The 17,861-nt window shown below is 54.9% G+C and carries 13 protein-coding genes; 7 read left to right on the top strand and 6 right to left on the bottom strand.

Annotated features, from left to right (window positions below):
- Positions 1 to 198: 198 nt before the first annotated feature.
- Together ACRQV7_RS09750 and ACRQV7_RS09745 are read right to left on the bottom strand one after the other, a co-directional pair.
- Positions 199 to 1,938 carry an ABC transporter ATP-binding protein gene (locus ACRQV7_RS09750; RefSeq protein ID WP_444657973.1) on the bottom strand — a complete coding sequence of 580 codons (1,740 nt, stop codon included), beginning with the start codon at positions 1,936 to 1,938 and terminating at the stop codon, positions 199 to 201.
- 28 nt (positions 1,939 to 1,966) lie between these two features.
- Positions 1,967 to 2,482: a peptidylprolyl isomerase gene (locus tag ACRQV7_RS09745; RefSeq protein WP_275714681.1), complete on the bottom strand. Its 516-nt coding sequence runs from the start codon at positions 2,480 to 2,482 to the stop codon at positions 1,967 to 1,969.
- A 251-nt stretch (positions 2,483 to 2,733) separates the two neighbouring features.
- Here ACRQV7_RS09745 and ACRQV7_RS09740 point away from each other — a divergent pair, with 251 nt between their 5' ends.
- Positions 2,734 to 3,510, top strand: a complete 777-nt coding sequence (locus ACRQV7_RS09740; protein ID WP_444657972.1) for an exodeoxyribonuclease III — start codon at positions 2,734 to 2,736, stop codon at positions 3,508 to 3,510.
- A gap of 3 nt (positions 3,511 to 3,513) precedes the next feature.
- Positions 3,514 to 5,118, top strand: coding sequence for an MBL fold metallo-hydrolase RNA specificity domain-containing protein (locus ACRQV7_RS09735; RefSeq protein ID WP_444657971.1), 1,605 nt, complete (start codon positions 3,514 to 3,516; stop codon positions 5,116 to 5,118).
- A gap of 77 nt (positions 5,119 to 5,195) precedes the next feature.
- Here ACRQV7_RS09735 and mscL read toward each other — a convergent pair whose 3' ends face one another.
- From mscL to ACRQV7_RS09720, 3 genes are read right to left on the bottom strand one after another with little or no spacing between them, the layout of a single operon-like run.
- On the bottom strand, positions 5,196 to 5,603 hold the full coding sequence (gene mscL, locus ACRQV7_RS09730; RefSeq protein WP_444657970.1) for a large-conductance mechanosensitive channel protein MscL: 408 nt from the start codon (positions 5,601 to 5,603) through the stop codon (positions 5,196 to 5,198).
- A complete protein-coding gene (locus ACRQV7_RS09725) occupies positions 5,600 to 6,898 on the bottom strand; it encodes a 2-hydroxyglutaryl-CoA dehydratase (RefSeq protein WP_444657969.1) in 1,299 nt (432 codons plus the stop codon). The genes mscL and ACRQV7_RS09725 overlap by 4 nt, the downstream gene beginning before the upstream one ends.
- A 9-nt stretch (positions 6,899 to 6,907) precedes the next feature.
- Positions 6,908 to 9,802, bottom strand: coding sequence for an acyl-CoA dehydratase activase-related protein (locus tag ACRQV7_RS09720; protein WP_444657968.1), 2,895 nt, complete (start codon positions 9,800 to 9,802; stop codon positions 6,908 to 6,910).
- A 365-nt stretch (positions 9,803 to 10,167) separates the two neighbouring features.
- On the opposite strand from ACRQV7_RS09720, the gene ACRQV7_RS09715 reads away from it, so the two are divergent.
- The 3 genes from ACRQV7_RS09715 to ACRQV7_RS09705 are packed head-to-tail and all read left to right on the top strand — an operon-like array spanning position 10,168 to position 13,288.
- A complete protein-coding gene (locus tag ACRQV7_RS09715) occupies positions 10,168 to 10,773 on the top strand; it encodes a flavodoxin family protein (RefSeq protein ID WP_444657967.1) in 606 nt (201 codons plus the stop codon).
- Between the two features lie 38 nt (positions 10,774 to 10,811).
- Complete coding sequence (locus tag ACRQV7_RS09710) at positions 10,812 to 11,552, top strand: YebC/PmpR family DNA-binding transcriptional regulator (RefSeq protein WP_444657966.1); 741 nt, start codon at positions 10,812 to 10,814, stop codon at positions 11,550 to 11,552.
- Positions 11,553 to 11,599: 47 nt separating this feature from the next.
- Positions 11,600 to 13,288, top strand: coding sequence for a PASTA domain-containing protein (locus tag ACRQV7_RS09705; RefSeq protein WP_444657965.1), 1,689 nt, complete (start codon positions 11,600 to 11,602; stop codon positions 13,286 to 13,288).
- A gap of 52 nt (positions 13,289 to 13,340) precedes the next feature.
- Here the strand turns inward: ACRQV7_RS09705 and ACRQV7_RS09700 are convergent, their stop codons facing one another.
- Positions 13,341 to 14,447 carry a DUF3810 domain-containing protein gene (locus tag ACRQV7_RS09700; RefSeq protein WP_444657964.1) on the bottom strand — a complete coding sequence of 369 codons (1,107 nt, stop codon included), beginning with the start codon at positions 14,445 to 14,447 and terminating at the stop codon, positions 13,341 to 13,343.
- Between the two features lie 161 nt (positions 14,448 to 14,608).
- Here ACRQV7_RS09700 and ACRQV7_RS09695 point away from each other — a divergent pair, with 161 nt between their 5' ends.
- Positions 14,609 to 15,100: a tubby C 2 gene (locus ACRQV7_RS09695; RefSeq protein ID WP_444657963.1), complete on the top strand. Its 492-nt coding sequence runs from the start codon at positions 14,609 to 14,611 to the stop codon at positions 15,098 to 15,100.
- A 129-nt stretch (positions 15,101 to 15,229) separates the two neighbouring features.
- Positions 15,230 to 17,854 (top strand): valine--tRNA ligase, encoded by a 2,625-nt coding sequence (locus tag ACRQV7_RS09690; RefSeq protein ID WP_444657962.1) that lies wholly within the window; start codon positions 15,230 to 15,232, stop codon positions 17,852 to 17,854.
- Positions 17,855 to 17,861: the final 7 nt, after the last annotated feature.

The following is a 17,861-nucleotide window of genomic DNA, read 5'->3' as shown; positions in this document are numbered from 1 at the left end:
CAACCGTAAATACCGTAAACTTGTGTTTTCCATTTGTATTTTTTCCAAAGTGTGTATATTCATGATAACATATAAAATCTTCCGGCTCGGTGATCAGGTCACATTCCGATCCAAATAAGACGAAAAAGGTATCCTCCACTGGCTGCGGGGGATACCTTTTATGCTGCAGCCCGGACAACCCGCGGCGCGGGAAAGGCTTTAAGCGTCCAGCCCTTCAAACTGCATATTGTAGTACTTTGCGTAGATGCCGTTTTTCTCAATCAGTTCCTGGTGGGTGCCGCGTTCCTCAATGCCTTCGTCGCCGATCACAATGATTTCATCCGCGTTGCTGATGGTGCTGAGCCGGTGGGCGATCACGATGGTGGTCCTGTCCTTGGACAGTTCCTCCAGCGAATTCTGGATATGGCGCTCGCTTTCGTTGTCCAGCGCGCTGGTCGCTTCGTCCAGAATCAGGATTTTCGGATTTTTCAGAAAGACGCGGGCAATGGCCAGACGCTGCTTCTGCCCGCCGGAAAGGCGCGTGCCGCGTTCGCCCACATAGGTGTCGTAGCCGTCGTCAAGCCCCGCGATAAAGTCGTGGATATTCGCGCTCTTTGCGGCGGCGATGATTTCCTCATCCGTCGCGTCCGGTTTGCCGTAGGCAATGTTTTCTTTGATGCTGCCCGCAAACATGTAGACGTCCTGCTGGACGATCCCGATTGCGCTGCGCAGGGATTTCAGCCTGATATCGCGCACATCCGTGCCGTCGATCGTTACGCTTCCGGCGGTCACGTCGTAAAAACGGGGCAAAAGGGAGCAAAGGGTGGTTTTGCCGCCGCCCGAAGGCCCGACCAGCGCCACGGTTTTTCCCGCCTCAATCGAAATATTGATATTTTCCAGCACGTCGTTCGCGGAATCGTAGCTGAACGAGACGTTTTCATACCGGATGTCGCCTTTCACGTCCTTCAGCTCGGCCGCGCCGGGCCGGTCGACAATCTCCGGTTCCGTTTCCACCACTTCGATAAAGCGCTTGAAGCCGGAGTAGCCCTTCTGGAACTGTTCGGTAAATTCGATCAGTATGTCGATGGGGTTGATAATAATGTTGATGTACAGGGCGTAGACGGCTAGATCGGCAACGTGCAGGGAGCCCTGCGCAATAAACAGGCCCCCGCTGACCAGCACGGTCAGGAAGAGAAGCCCCTCAAAAAATGAGGTGCCCGCGCGGAAGCTTCCCATCACCCGGTAGCTGCTCTCTTTTGAGTCCAGAAATTTCAGGTTGCTTTCGTTGAATTTTGCCTGTTCCAGCTCCTCGTTGCCAAAGCTTTTTACCACCCGGATGCCGGCCAGGCTGTCCTGCACGCGGGAGTTGACGCCCGCGATTTTTTTGCGGTTGTCCATGAACACCGCACGCATTTTCCGGTTCTGGTGGATGCTGAAAACAATCATAATCAGCGTTACTCCCAGCAGAATCAGAGTCATCGGGACGTTGATGATCATCATCAGCGCAAAGCTTCCCACGATTTTCAAAAGCGAAATCAGAATGTTTTCCGGCCCATGGTGGGCAAGCTCGCTGATGTCGAACAGGTCGGACACAAGCTTGCTCATCATTTCCCCGGTGTTGTTGCGGTCGTAATACGAAAAGGAAAGGCGCTGCAGGTGGTCAAACAGATCCTGCCTCATGTCGCTTTCCATTCTGGCGCCCATGACGTGTCCCCAGCTGGTAATGTAGTACTGGCAGCCGAGGCGGATCAGTTCCATGGCCAGAAGGCCCGCCGCAATCCACGGGAGATTTTCCAAAATGGTGTGTGCTTCCCGCGCGAACAGACCCTTTGTCAGAAAATTCAGAATCTGCGGAAACGCGACGTCAACCGCCGACACGATCAGCGCACAGAACATATCGAAGTAAAACATTCCCCGGTATGGTTGGTAGTATCTTATAAATTTTTTAAAAATCGACATTGCATGCTCCCTAATATCATTTCTTCCGTTACTGTTTTTCGGGTTCTCCGTATTCCTCTCCGAACGTATCGACGGTAACGCTCTTCATGATTTCGTCTTCATACGGCTTATCCCTGTAGTCGCGGCGAACCGACACAATGCGCTCCGCCTCTTCCATTCCCTCGGTCACCTTGCCGAAAGCGGCGTATTCCCCGTCAAGGTGCGGCGCGTCGGCAACCATGATAAAGAACTGGGACCCCGCGCTGTTCGGGCTCATGGACCTCGCCATGGAAATGACGCCCTTCACGTGCTTCAGGTCGTTCTGAAAACGGTTGGAGCGGAATTCGCCTTTGATGCTGTAGCCGGGGCCGCCCATTCCGGTGCCTTCCGGGTCGCCTCCCTGGATCATGAATTCGGGAATCACGCGGTGAAAGATGGTTCCGTCATAAAATCCTTTTTTGACAAGGGAAATAAAGTTCTTTACGGTGTTCGGAGCAATTTCGGGATAAAGCTCAATTTTTATCGTGCCGCGGCCCGTTTGAATGGTAACAATTGGATTTTTCATAATCTTCCTCCATCAATTCTGTAAAAAGTCATATCCCTATTATAGCGGGAATCCGGGCTTCCTTCAAGGCATATTTTTGATAGAAGAAGTATTGTGCTTCCACCGTCTCTTATGCTTTTTACGGAAGCTCTGAGGAAAATTATTTACTCTTTTCGATATGAATATGATATAATAACCCCAAAAGCTTTGACCGAAAATGAACGGTTCCTCCGGCGGGCCGGAGGCGGAAATAAAAAATGGGGGATGAATGATTGAAGCTGATATCATGGAATGTCAACGGGCTTCGCGCCTGTTTGAACAAGGGCTTTACGGACTATTTTCAATCGGCCGACGCCGACGCCGTGTGCATTCAGGAAACGAAAATGCAGCCGGAGCAGGCGGAAATTGTTTTGCCGGGCTACCGGCAGTACTGGAATTCCGCGGAAAAGAAGGGCTATTCCGGTACGGCTGTTTTTACCAGGATGGACCCCCTTTCCGTCGGTTACGATATCGGCGACCCGGAGCATGTCGGCGAGGGGCGTTCCATCACGCTGGAATTTGAGGATTTTTACCTTGTGACGGTGTATACGCCCAATTCCCAGCGGGACCTGGTGCGCATCGAGTACCGGATGCGCTGGGAGGACGCTTTCCGCGCCTATCTGAAACAGCTCGACGCGAAAAAACCGGTCGTTGTGTGCGGGGACATGAATGTGGCGCATAATGAGATCGATCTGAAAAATCCGAAGACGAATGTCGGCAACGCGGGCTTCTCCTTCGAGGAACGCGAAAAGATGTCGGAACTGCTCGCCGCCGGGTTTACGGACACCTTCCGTTACCTGCACCCGGAGGAAACGGGCGCCTATACGTGGTGGTCTTATATGTTTAAGGCAAGGGAGAAAAACGCGGGGTGGCGGATCGATTATTTCCTTGTGTCCGACTCCATCCGCGACAGAATCGAGGCCAGCAGCATACACCCGGAGGTGATGGGCAGCGACCATTGCCCGGTCGAGCTTATTTTGTCCATGAAAAATACACAGACGGGAGAATAGAGGATGCAACTGATATTTTACGGTGCGGACAAAGAAGTCACCGGAAGCTGCCATTGCTTACTTGTAAACGGAAAAAAGATTTTGATCGACTGCGGCCTGCAGCAGGGCGCCGATGAGGACGACAACCACAGGCTGCCTTTTTATGCGTCCCAGATCGATTATGTTATCGTAACGCACGCGCATATTGACCACAGCGGACGGTTGCCGCTTCTGGTCAAGAACGGCTACGACGGGAAAATGTACGCGACCGGGGCGACCTGCAAGCTGCTTTCCATCATGCTGCGCGACAGCGCCCATATACAGGAGATGGACGCGATCAACGAGAACCGGAAGGGAAGGCGCGCCGGGCGCGAGCCGGAGGAGCCGATTTACACCGTGGAGGACGCGCAGGAAACGCTGAACCGGCTGGTCCCGTTTTCCTACGGGGAAATGGTGGAGCTTTGCGAAGGGGTCCGTTTCCGCTTTACGGACGCCGGTCACCTGCTCGGCTCCGCGGCGGTGGAGATGTGGCTGACGGAGCACGGCGAGACGAAAAAAATCGTCTTTTCCGGGGACATCGGCAATAAAAACCAGCCGATCATTCGCGATCCGCAGTATATCCGGGAAGCGGATTATGTGGTGATGGAATCGACCTACGGCGACCGCGATCATGAAAAGATGGACGACTATGTCCCGAAGCTCGCCGAGGTTTTCGATAAAACCCTTTCCGCCGGGGGCAACGTGGTCATCCCCAGCTTTGCGGTCGGCCGCACGCAGGAACTGCTTTACTATATCCGTGAGATGAAGGAACGCGGCCTTGTCAAAAGCAACCCGGATTTCCCGGTTTATGTGGACAGCCCGCTTGCGGTGGAAGCAACCAAAATCTACGGCGGCAATCTGGACGGTTACGCCGACGATGCCGCCGTCAAGGTCATCAGGGCCGGATTTGAGCCGATTCATTTTTCCAACCTGAATATCTGCGCCAGCGTGGAGGAATCCAAAGCGCTGAATATGGATAACGTACCCAAGGTCATCATTTCCTCCAGCGGGATGTGCGAAGCCGGACGAATCCGCCACCACCTCAAGCATAATCTGTGGCGGCCGGAATGCGCGGTCGTGTTTGTTGGCTATCAGGCCAACGGCACCCTCGGCAGAATGCTGGTCGACGGGATCGATCAGGTGAAGCTTTTCGGCGAAGAAATCACGGTACAGGCGCATATTTACAATTTCCGTGCGCTTTCCGCGCACGCAGACCGGTCGGGCCTGATCCAGTGGATCCGGGCGTTTGACCCCAAGCCGAAGCGCGTGTTTGTGGTGCACGGGGAACTGAAGGTCAGCGAGATGTTCGGCGACACCCTGCGGCAGCTGGGTTACAACGCGATTGTCCCCAATTTTGAAGCCTCTTTTGACCTGGCGGAAAACAGCGTTCTGGAAGAGGGCGTTGCGCCGGAGCTGCGCGGCCCGCGCAGGGAGGACAGAGGGAAGAAATTCTCCGCTCCGTTTGCCCGCCTGATGGAGGCCGGAAAACGGCTGGTACAGGTGATACAGCGAAACGAGGGCGGCGCGAACAAGGACCTTGCCAAATTTGCCGACCAGATCAACGCACTGAGCGAGAAATGGAACCGGTAATCCGCTTTAACAGGACGATAAAATCCCCAGCCGGCAGCAATGCCGGCTGGGGATGTATTTTACACGGTATTTTTCTGTCAGTTTTCCTTTTTCAGCAGGTCGCGGATTTCCGTCAGCAGCGCTTCTTCCCGGCTGATTTCCGGGGCGGCAGGCGGGGTCTCTTCCTTTTTCCGCTTCAGGCGGTTGGATGCCTTGATGACCAGGAAAATGGAAAAAGCGACAGCGATGAAATCCAGCACCGTCTGCAGGAAATTTCCGTAGGTAATGATAATCGGTTTGGGACTTCCCATTGCCGCGGGAATGGTCACCGCCAAAGCCGTCAGGTTGATTCTGCCGATAACCAGCGAAAGCACGGGCGTAATGATGTCGGCAACCAGCGAGGATACGATTTTTCCGAACGCAGCGCCTATGACAACGCCGACCGCCATATCCATGACGTTCCCGCGCATGGCAAATTCTTTAAATTCACTGACTAATTTATTCATGATTTTTTCTCCGTCTCTTCATTCGTTTGTGCTGCAAGCTTCTCCCTGGCAACGGCCAGCATCAGCTTGATTCTGTTTTCCTGATTGACACGCGTCGCGCTCGGGTCATAATCGATGGGGACAATATTGGACCGTTCGTCCACCGCTTTGATCCGGTGGATCATGCCTTTGCCGCAGATGTGGTTCGGCAGGCAGCCAAACGGCTGTGTGCACACGATATTCTCATAGCCCTGCTCGACCAGTTCCAGCATTTCCGCGGTCAGAAGCCAGCCTTCGCCCATCTTGTTGCCGTAGCCGATGACGTTTTTCACCAGGCTTTTCGTGTGGGCGTAGGGCTCCGGCGCCAGAAAGCGGGGCTCGGTTTTCACCGCGCGGATCAGGACATCCTGCATTTTCAGCAGATAGTCCATCAACGCCTTGACGACCACGTATTTTGCCTTGTTTCCGCCGTACAGCTTGATATCCTCCAGCCGGTTGTCGACCTTGAAAAGGGCGAAATTCAGGATGCCCGGCACGTTTACCTCACAGTCCTGCTCCGCGAGGAAATCCTCCAGATGGTTGTTGCCCAGCGCGGAGTATTTTACATAGATTTCCCCGACGATGCCGACCTTGATTTTCGGCCCGCGGTCGATTTCGATCTGTGCGAAATCGTGAACGATTTTATGGAGGTTTTCTTTCAGCTGTTTCAGCGACAGGCCCTGCCCGTGATTGAACTGCTCCGTCAGGGTATCCGTCCATTTTCTGACCATCCGGCCGCTCTCGCCGGGGACCGTTTCATATGCCTTCGTCTGGTTGTCCAGCAGCATCAGCGCGTCGCCGTAGACAAGCCCCGCGATAAATTTCCGCAGCATCGGCAGAGTCAGCGTAAATCCGGGGTTGCTTTCCAGCCCGGACATATTGAGCGAAACAACCGGAACCCGTTCCAGCCCGGCCTTTTTCAGCGCCTTGCGCAGAAGGTGGATATAGTTGGATGCGCGGCAGCCGCCGCCCGTCTGGGTAATAATCAGCGCGGTGCGGTCCAGGTCGTATTTCCCAGAATGAAGCGCGTCGATAAACTGGCCGATGACCAGCAAAGCGGGGTAACAGGTATCGTTATGGACATATTTCAGGCCTTCCTGCACGACGTTCGGGCCGTCGTTCGTCAAAAGCTCCACATGGTATCCGCAGTTGTTCAGCACGTTTACGATCAGCTGAAAATGGATCGGCGCCATCATGGGACAGAGGATGGTATATTCCTTTTTCATTTCCTTTGTAAAAAGCAAGCGCCCGTCCTTGCTGAATTTCAGTTCCGCCAAAGAATCACCTCATTTCTCCAGAGCGGCAAAGAGGCTGCGCAGCCTGATCTTTACCGCGCCGAGATTCGTAATTTCATCGATCTTGATCTGTGTGTAAATTTTGTCGTTCGCTTCCAGAATGCTGCGCACCTCGTCGGTGGTAATGGCGTCTACGCCGCAGCCGAACGAAACGAGCTGGACAAGGTTCATGTCGGGCTTGTCGCCGATGTATTCGGCGGCCGCGTACAGCCTTGCGTGATAGGTCCACTGGTTCAGAACCGTGGTGTGGAAGCGTGTTACCTTATTGCTCAGCACGTCTTCCGAGATGACCGCCGCGCCCAGGCTGACGATCAGCTTGTCGATGCCGTGGTTGATTTCCGGGTCGAGATGGTAAGGCCTTCCGCTCAGGACGATGATCGGCTTGTGCTGCTTCTGCGCTTCGGCAATGATCCGGTCGCCCTTTTCGTGTACCTTCGCAAAATAGCCGTCGTATTCGCGGTACGCTTCTTTTGCCGCTTCTTTCACCTCGGAAAGGGAGATATCGTCAAAATACCCGGAAAGAATCCCGTGCATCTTTTTCGGGAAGTCGCGCTTTCTGTGGATCCCGACATAGTCGTGGATCAGGCGGAAGCCTTCCGGCATGCTCATGTTTGCGGAAATGACTTCCGGATAATAGGCGACGACGGGACAGTTGTAGTGGTTGTCGCCCAGACCCTCGTCGAAATTATACGACATGCAGGGGTAAAAAATATTTTTAACGCCCTCGTCGATCAGAGCCTGCACATGTCCGTGCATCAGCTTTGCGGGGAAGCAGACCGTGTCGGAAGGAATGGTGCTCTGGCCCTCGATGTAAAGCTCCCTGCTGGAAAGGGGAGAGAGCGTTACCTCAAAGCCGAGCCTGGTAAAGAAGGTGTGCCAGAAGGGGAGCAGCTCATAGAGATTCAGCCCCATCGGAATGCCGATTTTGCCCCTTCTGCCCGGTACGGGCTGGTAGGAGCGCAGCAGGCCGAGCTTATAGGCGTACATGTTGAGCTCATCCTCCGACGTGCGCTTCGTCACCGGCTTTTCGCAGCGGTTTCCGCCGATAAAGCGCCGGGTGCCGCCGAAAATGTTGATGGTCAGCCGGCAGTGGTTGTTGCACAGCCCGCAGGAGGTGACCCTGACGTCGTGCTGGAAGTTTTCCAGCTCCTCCCTGCCGATGATCGCGCTCTGTCCCTTTGAATGGGCTCTGGCGTAGATCCCCGCGCCGTAAGCGCCCATCAGGCCGGAAATATCCGGGCGGGAAACGTTGACGCCCAGCTCGTTTTCAAACACGCGCAGCACCGCGTCGTTCAGGAAGGTGCCGCCCTGTACGACAATGTTGCGGCCCAGCTCTTCGGCTGAAGCCGCGCGGATGACCTTGTAGATTGCGTTTTTCACCACGCTGACGGAAAGGCCGGCGGAAATATCCTCGGTGGTCGCGCCGTCCTTCTGCGCCTGCTTGACCTGCGAATTCATGAATACGGTGCAGCGGGAACCCAGATCCACCGGGTGCTTCGCAAACAGGCCCAGCTTCGCGAAATCCTCTATTTCATAGCCGAGCGTGTTGGCGAAGGTCTGTAAAAAAGAACCGCAGCCGGAGGAGCAGGCTTCGTTCAGAAAGATATTGTCGATTGCTCCGTTGCGGATTTTAAAGCATTTCATATCCTGCCCGCCGATGTCGATGACAAAATCGACGTCGGGCAGAAAACATTTGGCAGCCGTAAAGTGCGCCACCGTTTCCACGATGCCGAAGTCAATATTGAAGGCGTTTTTCAGAAGCTCTTCGCCGTAGCCCGTCACGGCGCCCGCGGCGATCCGGATTTTCGGGAAACGGTTAAAAACGCTGAGCAGGTATTCCCGGATAATCGGCACCGGGTTGCCCGAATTGCCGCGGTAAATGGAATCCAGCACCTCGCCGTCTTTGCCGAGCAAAACGGCCTTTACCGTGGTGGAACCCGCGTCGATCCCGAGGTACGCGTCGCCCGTGTAGGTTTCCGCGCTGCCGCGCGGCGCTTTGCATTCGGCGTGGCGGCGGGTAAAGGCTTCATAATCCGCCTGTGTTTCAAACAGCGGGGGAATGGAAAGAAAGTTCGCCGTATTGCCGTAGGCGGCGATGCTTTCGAGAGCGGTTTTCAGGTCGATTTCGGTGTCGCTGCTCAGCGCCGCCCCCAGCGCCACATAATAAAGGGAATTTTCGGGACATACGCCCTGCGTTTTCAGCGCCTGGTCAAAGCTTGCGCGAAGCTGCGGCAAAAAGGTGAGCGGCCCGCCCAGATAAATCACTTTGCCGGCGATTTTCCGGCCCTGTGCCAGCCCCGCGATCGTCTGGTTCGCCACGGCGGCGAAGATGCTCGCCGAAATGTCGCTTTTGCGCGCGCCCTGATTCAGCAGGGGCTGCACGTCCGACTTTGCGAACACGCCGCAGCGCGAGGCAATGGTGTATATTTTCTCGTACTGCTCCGCCAGCCGATCCATTTCGTCCAGCGAGATATTCAAAAGAGTCGCCATCTGGTCAATAAAAGCGCCGGTTCCTCCGGCACAGGAGCCGTTCATGCGGACCTCCATTCCGCCGGATAAAAACAGCATTTTCGCGTCTTCTCCGCCGAGCTCGATAATGACGTCCGCGTCGGGAATCAGCTTTCCGATTGCCACGCGGGTGGCGTAAACCTCCTGAATAAACGGCAGCTTGCAGGACTGTGAAATCCCCATTCCGGCGGAACCGGATACCGTAAGCCGGGCCTTCGCGCCTTTGAGGAGTTCGTGATCGATTCTTGTGAGAAGCTCCGACATCTTTTGCGTAATCTGGGAAAAATGCCTCTCATAAGATTGATACAGGATTTGATTGCCGTCGTCCAGCACCACGCATTTGATCGTGGTGGAGCCGACATCTAAGCCGATTTTCATAAAATGCCACCGTTTCTGATTATATTATTCCATGAACGATAATAATACATTTTAGCCTAAAATAGTCCACATTGTCAAGCGACAGACTTTATAAATCTTCGGGTGTTCCGCGCCTGTCCGTCGGTGAAAATTTTGGTTCCTTCCGCGGCAGCGCACGGATTTCGACAGGTTTGCTCTTCCCACCGGCGGGGCTGTATGGTACAATCATTATAAATTGAGTGCTAAATATTGTTATTCCTGAAATCAGATGATAAACGATATTTTACAAACGTTTAAAGCAGGCTTAACATCGTGTCCGGACCTTTGTGATGCGGCCGGACGGAAAAACCGGATCGTTTTTTGTTCTTGTGAAAGGGGTGGTCAGTTTGCATGCGGATGCTGTGCGGGAAAATTCAGGGGAGCAGAAGCTGGTGCTTGTCTTTTTCGGTTCCCCCAACAGGAACGGGACTACCGCGAAGCTTCTGAACGAATTTCTGAAGCCGCTGGAAGGGAATACGCGGATCGAGACCGTCAGCGCCTACGAGCGGAACATTGCGCCCTGTATCGCCTGCAACGTCTGCGTTGGGGAAGAAAGATGCTCGCAGCCGGACTTTGACGACATTGACGCGCTGATCCGCGCCGCGGATGTGATCGTCGTCGCCACGCCGGTTTACAACCTCGGCCTGCCCGCGCCGCTCAAGGCGATTGTCGACCGTACACAGCGGTATTTCGCGGCCCGGTTTTCCCTCGGCATCAGGAACCCGGTTGCAAAGCATAAGCTGGCCGCGGCGCTGGTTACCTGCGGCTCAAAGGACTGCGAGGGCGCACAAATCATTGCCCGCCAGCTGAAGCTGGCGTTTTCCGTCGTCAATACCTCGCTCGCGGGCATGGCTGTCTGGCCGGGAACGGATTTTGACGACGGCCGCGAAACGTTTGAAAAAGCGCGGAATTCCGCGCGGGAGCTGGCGCTTGCCATAGAATGTGAATTGTGATATTATAAAATGTAACCTATTATTTGGGAGGAAAAAATATGTCTGGCCATTCAAAGTGGAATAATATCAAACGTAAAAAAGAAAAGACAGACGGCGCAAAGGCGAAAGTATTTACAAAAATCGGCCGTGAGCTTGCCGTAGCGGTAAAAGAGGGCGGCGGCCCGGACCCCAACACCAACTCGAAATTAAAGGACTGCGTTGCCAAGGCGAAGGCCAACAATGTGCCTAATGACAATATTGAACGCATTATCAAAAAAGCTGCCGGAGACGGGGACGATACCAAGTATGAAAACATTACATACGAAGGATACGGCCCGAACGGCATCGCGGTCATTGTGGAAACGCTGACCGACAACCGCAACCGTACCGCCGGCGACGTCCGCCATTATTTCGATAAATTCGGCGGCAACCTCGGCACCACCGGCTGTGTTTCGTTTATGTTCGTTCAAAAGGGACTGATCGTCGTCGAAAGGGAAGGGCTTGAGGAAGACAAGGTCATGGAGGACAGCCTGGAAGCGGGCGCGTCCGATTTTCAGGCCGACGAGGACGTCTTTGAAATCTACACCGAACCGGAGGATTTCAGCGGCGTGCGCGACGACCTTGAAAAGAAAGGCTATGAGTTTGTTTCCGCGGAAGTGGAGATGGTGCCGAACACCTATACCACGCTGACCGACGAAGAATCCGTTACCAAAATGCAGCGTCTGCTCGATGCCCTTGAGGACAACGACGACGTGCAAAATGTTTGGCACAACTGGGATAATCCGGATATGGACGACTAAGAATAATAGAAGGTTTTTCCATATTTGTGAAACATGGAGGAAGCAAGATGACTGGCTTTGACAATCTATGCATGAACTGCATGTCCGATACAAACGGCAAAACCGAATGTTCCAACTGCGGCTTCAGTTCTTCCGAGCCACAAATGCGCCATGCGCTTCCGTACAGGACCAGACTGCAGAACCGGTATATCGTCGGCCGCGCGAAAAAAAGCAACGGCGAAGGAATTACCTATATCGGCTACGATACGGTTCTAAACATACCGATTGAGCTGCGCGAGTTTTTTCCGCAGACCCTGTGCGAAAGACCCGCCAACGGGACGGATATCCGTGTGATCGGCGGCAGCGAGATCATCTTTGACGAATGCCTCGCCGCTTTTCTGAATTATTCCAGAGAGATCGCGCACATGCGCGAGCTTTCCGCCATCGTACAGATTTACGATATCTTTGAAGAAAATCATACGGCCTATACCGTTTCCGAGTGGAGCGAAAGCATTACGCTCCGCTATTTTGTCGAGCGCAGCGGCGGCAACCTCGGCTGGAACGCCGCCCGTCAGCTGTTTATGCCCGTTTTGTCCGCGCTCAGCTCGATGCAGGCGGCGGGGATCAGGCATCTTGGCATTTCTCCCGATACCCTGAATATCATGCAGGACGGCAGGATGAAGCTCGGCAGCTTCTGCATCGGCGCCGTCCGCCGGATGGACACGGATTTGCCGCCGGACCTCGTTCCCGGCTGCGCCGCCATAGAGCAGTATGTGATGGACTATGTCCCCAATGAATCGACGGATGTCTATGGCTTTGCCGCGTCCCTGTTTTTCGCCCTGACGGGCACCATGCCGCAGGAAGCCTTAAAAAGGCGCAACGATATGCGGCTGTTGATTCCGACCAGCATTATGCGCAGCCTGCCGCCCCATGTGGTGACGGCGATGGCCAACGCGCTCCAGGTTTCCCCGGACAAACGCACCCCCACCTTTGAGCGGCTCCGCGCCGAGCTTTCCGCCGCGCCGACCGTCACGGCGACCATTGAGGATACCCAGGGAATTCACAGGTCCGTCCCTGAGCCGGAGGAGGACGACGGCAAAAAGGGTGTTCCCAATTTCGTATGGGTTATCCTGACCTGTGTGGCGGCCCTGATCGTGTTCACCATCGTCGGGATTATCTGGATTTCCAACACCGGGCGGGGGGATACGGAAACGCTCGCCTCGGAAGCCTCTCAGGTTGAGTCCGCGGCCGCGGACTCGCTGGAAATGACGATGGACTCCGTGGATTCCGCGGAGTCCGCCGACCCGAATCTGATCGAAGCGCCCGATCTGGTCGGCCAGGTTTTTCAGGAGCAGGCCAATTCGGGCGAATCCTCCTCCAGCCAGGATTATCAGGTGCTTCTGTCCAGCAAGCAGTTCAGCGATACCATTCCCGAGGGCAGCATCATTTCCCAGTCGCCCGCCGCGGGCACGAAAATGGCAAGGGGAACGGCGATTGTAGTCGTTGTCAGCGAAGGGGCCGCCGTGCGCACGCTTCCGCCGATCACCGGGAAAACGCTTGCGGAAGCTTCGGAAGCGGTCACCTCGGCCGGCTTTACGCCCACTAAAACGGAGGAATACAGTTCCAACGTGGAAAAGGGGATGGTCGTCGGCTACAAGGATGTGCAGGAGGGCAGCCAGATGGCCTACGGGTCCCAGGTCGCCATTGTCGTCAGCAAAGGGCCTGCGCCGGACGGCGCTTCCGGTTCGGCTCCCTGAGTGCGGCGCTGCCTGAACAGTCGTTTTGAGTATCGATGAAAAAAGGAGCCTTTCAGCCGGCTCCTTTTTTTGCGCGGTATTCGGCAAGCAGCAGGTCGACCATCCGGCCGTAGCTTTTTATGCCGTCCGTCTGCTTGTTGGCCTTCAGATAAGAATCGTTGACATGGTCGGCGGCGGTGGCGACCGGCCCTTCAAACTGCTTCCAGTACGCGGAATTGTTTTCCAGATCGCGCCTGACGCCGTCGCTCAGGGTCCCGTAGATCTGATTTGCCGCCGCCGGGTCCGTGCCGTAAAGCGCGTTGGAAGCGTAAATGTAGGCGAGCATCGTCCCCGAATACCGGAAATCCGTGTCCCCGCTTTTTTCACAGGCAAGGTAGCCGATGAAATTTGCCTCGTCCTCGCGCATATATCCGCGCAGATGGGAAAGCTCGTGGCACATGGTCAGCGGGATGGAATAATCGGGGATATCCACGTTGACATTCGCTTCAAAGGTAAACGGGAAAAAGATGCCCGTAGTGTCACAGTAGGACATCAGCCGGGAGAAAAACACCGGCTTCGGCGGGCCGTACCCCGCGCGCAGAAGCGGATAGTCCCCGCTGACCGCGTCAAACGCCGTTCTCGCCTTTTTTGCCGTCGCCTCCATATCCTCCGTGTTCAGCCGCATGACGGAATTCCGGTCGGTCCGGACTCCTTTCCGTAACTCGTTTGCCCGATTGGCAAGGCCGGTACAGAGCGCCGTCAGCTCGACTTTGGACGAAGGCCGGATTTCCAGCCCGCAGGTCTGCGAGAAGGGGTAGCGGTAATAATTGATTCCGCAGAAAACCACAAACGCAAAATACAGCACACTGGCAATGCATATCAGGTTAATTGCGAAAAGAGAAAATATTTTTCTTCGTTTTCCGCGGTTATGTATGATTTTGGCAATAAAGAAAATCATATAAAAAACGGCGCCCGCGCAAAGAAGGACAATCAGGACCTCCATAACGGAAAACGGGGCAAGGGAAGTGACGCGGTTCACCCCGCGCGACAAAACGGGATAAATGGTGTTCGCGTACCATTCCGCAAAATCGGGATGGTTTTGTGCGGCAAGGGTAAGCAGTAGGGCGGCCGGTGCAAACGCAAGGAGCCGGATTCGCCTGAGAGGAAGGAATTTTTTCAAAACAGCACCTCCGATCCCGTTTATTGTAGTATATCCGCACAGGTACGTCAATGGAAATCCGCTCTGCCTTTTCCATATTTATACGGAAAGGCGGTTGCCTATACGGTACAAAAATGATATGATAAGCATTAATAATCGATTTCGAACAGGGAGGCCGGCGCATGAAATTTTACATTAAACAGAGCACCGGTACGGAAGCTCTTTTTACCGTAATAGATGCTCTTGGTCAGTCTGTCTACAGTGTTACCGGTGATTCATTGTCCATCGGCAGCAAGGTCTGCCTGATTGACAACAACCAAAACGAGGCGGCCCGCATCTTCAGTCTGGGGATTTCGGCCATATCGAGGTACTCCGTTTCTATCGGGGACAAGGAGCGCGCGCGCGTGACGCTGAACCTTGCCTCGTCGAAGCAGCCCATTAAAATCAAAGGCGTCGGCTGGAGCTTCCGCGGCGATCTTCTGACGCGTTCCTACGACCTGATCGATGTGGACTCTACTGTCGTGATGACACACGGCCGGTGCTGGAATGAAAACGGCGACTGCTTCGCCGTCGATATCGCCAATGAGTCCAATGTCCTGCTGTGCCTTTGCATTGCCGTCATCCTTGACAGCACCGTGATCGGCGGTTCCGTCAAACCGGTTCCGGCAAGCTGAAAAAATTGACAAACGACCCATGGAATGCCATAATAAACAAGCTGCTTTCCGTGGCGGCGCGCCCGGCGCACCGCTGGGAATGAAGGGGTATTCCATCATGATAAGGGATAAAATTCAGGAGGAAAATATATGAGCAGGGAACTTGCAAAGACCTATGACCCACAGGAAGTGGAGGACAGAATTTATGACTTCTGGCTCTCCGGCGGCTATTTCCACGCCGAGCCGGACCCTGAGAAGCAGCCATATACCATCGTGATTCCGCCCCCGAACATTACCGGACAGCTCCACATGGGACATGCCTTGGACGAAACCCTGCAGGATATCCTGATCCGCTGGAGAAGGATGCAGGGCTATTCGGCGCTCTGGCTGCCGGGAACCGACCACGCTTCCATTGCCACAGAGGCGAAAATCGTCGAGGCGATGCGCAAAGAGGGCATTACCAAAGACGAAATCGGCCGCGAGGCTTTTTTGGAACGCGCGTGGAAATGGAAGGAAAAATACGGCGGAAGAATCATTGAACAGCTGAAAAAGCTGGGTTCCTCCTGCGACTGGGAACGCGAGCGCTTTACCTTAGACGAGGGCTGCTCCAAAGCCGTCCGGGAGGTTTTTGTAAGACTGTACGAAAAGGGCCTGATCTACCGCGGGGAACGCATCATCAACTGGTGCCCGCACTGCCGCACCTCTATTTCCGACGCGGAAGTGGAGTTCAGCGAGCACGACGGCTTCTTCTGGCATTTGCGCTATCCTTTCAAGGACGGCAGCGGTTCCATTCAGCTGGCTACCACCCGTCCGGAGACCATGCTGGGAGACACCGCGGTCGCGGTACATCCCGAAGACGAACGCTATGCGGGTCTGGTGGGGAAGACGCTGGTCCTCCCTCTTGTAAACCGCGAGATCCCGCTGATTGCGGATACTTATGTTGAGCGCGATTTCGGAACCGGAGTGGTAAAAATCACCCCGGCCCACGACCCGAACGACTTTGAAGTCGGCCTGCGCCACGATCTGCCGGTCATCAATGTCATGGATGACGGCGGCAATATGAATGAGAACGCCGGGAAATACGCCGGTATGCCCGCCTTGGAGGCCCGCAAACAGATTGTGGAGGACCTGAAGGCACAGGGCTTTCTTGTCGAGGTCGAACCGATCAAGCACAACGTCGGCTCCTGCTACCGCTGCGGCACCGTTGTGGAGCCGCGCGTTTCCAAGCAGTGGTTTGTAAAAATGAAACCGCTGGCGGGGCCCGCTCTTCAGGAAGTAAAGGACGGGAAAGTGAAATTTGTTCCCGACCGTTTTGAAAAGATTTACGACCACTGGATGGAAAACATCAAGGACTGGTGTATTTCCCGCCAGCTTTGGTGGGGCCACCGCATTCCCGCGTGGTACTGCCAGGACTGCGGGGAAACGGTCGTTTCCCGCGGGGAACCCCACACCTGCCCGAAGTGCGGTTCCAAAAACCTGAAGCAGGACGAGGACACCCTCGACACCTGGTTCAGCTCCGCGCTCTGGCCGTTTTCCACCCTCGGCTGGCCGGACAAAACCGAGGACCTGAAATACTTCTATCCGACCGATACCCTTGTCACCGGTTACGATATCATTTTCTTCTGGGTCGCCCGCATGATTTTCTCCGGCATTGAGCAGATGGGAGAGGTCCCGTTCCATACCGTCCTGATTCACGGCCTTGTCCGCGACGCAAAGGGCAGAAAAATGAGCAAGTCGCTGGGCAACGGCGTGGACCCTCTTGAAATCATTGAAAAATTCGGCGCGGACGCGCTCCGCTTTACCCTCGCAACGGGCAACAGCCCCGGGAACGACATGCGTTTTTCCGACGAGAAGGTGGAGTCCAGCCGCAATTTTGCCAATAAAATCTGGAACGCCTCGCGCTTTATCCTCATGAATATCGACGGTCATGACGTAAAGAATGAACTTCCCGCGAACCTTGCGATGGAAGATCGGTGGATCATCGATTCCTTCAACCGCGTGACGAAGGAAATTACGGAAAACCTGGAGCATTTCGAGCTCGGGATCGCCGTACAGAAGCTTTACGATTTTCTCTGGGACGAATTCTGCGACTGGTATATTGAAATCGCGAAAATCCGCCTGAATTCCGACGATCGGGAAACCGCGCAGGGCGTGCGTCAGGTGCTTGTCTGGGTCATGAGCGGCACCCTGAAGCTGCTGCATCCGTTTATGCCGTATATTACCGAGGAAATCTGGCAGACGCTTCCGCACGAGGGCGAGTCCATCATGGTGTCCCGCTGGCCGCAGTACGAGGAAAGCCGTTGCTTCCCGCAGGCCGCGGAGAACATGCGCAGCATTATGGAAGCGGTGCGCGCCGTCCGCAACCGCCGTTCCGAAATGAACGTACCGCCTTCACGCAAGACCCATCTCTATATTGCCACCGGCGACGCCGCCATGTTTGAAGAAGGCAGGGAAATCATCAAAAAGCTCGCCTATGCCACGGAGGTGGAAATCGGGTCCGATTATCAGCTCGACGGCGCGGCGACCATTGTCACGGCCAACGCGAAGCTGTATATCCCCATGTCCGAACTGGTGGACAAGAAGGCGGAGCTTGAACGCCTGACCAAAGAACTGGAATCCGCACAGAAGCAGTATCAGAACGCACAGGAGAAGCTTGCCAACGAGAAATTCATGTCGAAGGCTCCCACGAACGTAGTGGAAGGCGTCAGGCAGAACGCCGACAAGCTGCGCGATCACATCGCGCTGATTCAGTCCGGTATCGAAGCTTTAAAGTAGGCGTAAA

Source organism: Caproiciproducens lactatisolvens (assembly GCF_052443335.1).
Lineage (GTDB): Bacteria > Bacillota > Clostridia > Oscillospirales > Acutalibacteraceae > Caproiciproducens.
This window is presented reverse-complemented; position numbering and strand designations above follow the sequence as displayed.

Coding starts and splice junctions, on each gene's coding strand:
- ACRQV7_RS09750 (WP_444657973.1), bottom strand. CDS start 1,938: ATGTCGATTTTTAAAAAATTTATAAGATACTACCAACCATACCGGGGA.
- ACRQV7_RS09745 (WP_275714681.1), bottom strand. CDS start 2,482: ATGAAAAATCCAATTGTTACCATTCAAACGGGCCGCGGCACGATAAAA.
- ACRQV7_RS09735 (WP_444657971.1), top strand. CDS start 3,514: ATGCAACTGATATTTTACGGTGCGGACAAAGAAGTCACCGGAAGCTGC.
- mscL (WP_444657970.1), bottom strand. CDS start 5,603: ATGAATAAATTAGTCAGTGAATTTAAAGAATTTGCCATGCGCGGGAAC.
- ACRQV7_RS09720 (WP_444657968.1), bottom strand. CDS start 9,802: ATGAAAATCGGCTTAGATGTCGGCTCCACCACGATCAAATGCGTGGTG.
- ACRQV7_RS09710 (WP_444657966.1), top strand. CDS start 10,812: ATGTCTGGCCATTCAAAGTGGAATAATATCAAACGTAAAAAAGAAAAG.
- ACRQV7_RS09705 (WP_444657965.1), top strand. CDS start 11,600: ATGACTGGCTTTGACAATCTATGCATGAACTGCATGTCCGATACAAAC.
- ACRQV7_RS09695 (WP_444657963.1), top strand. CDS start 14,609: ATGAAATTTTACATTAAACAGAGCACCGGTACGGAAGCTCTTTTTACC.
- ACRQV7_RS09690 (WP_444657962.1), top strand. CDS start 15,230: ATGAGCAGGGAACTTGCAAAGACCTATGACCCACAGGAAGTGGAGGAC.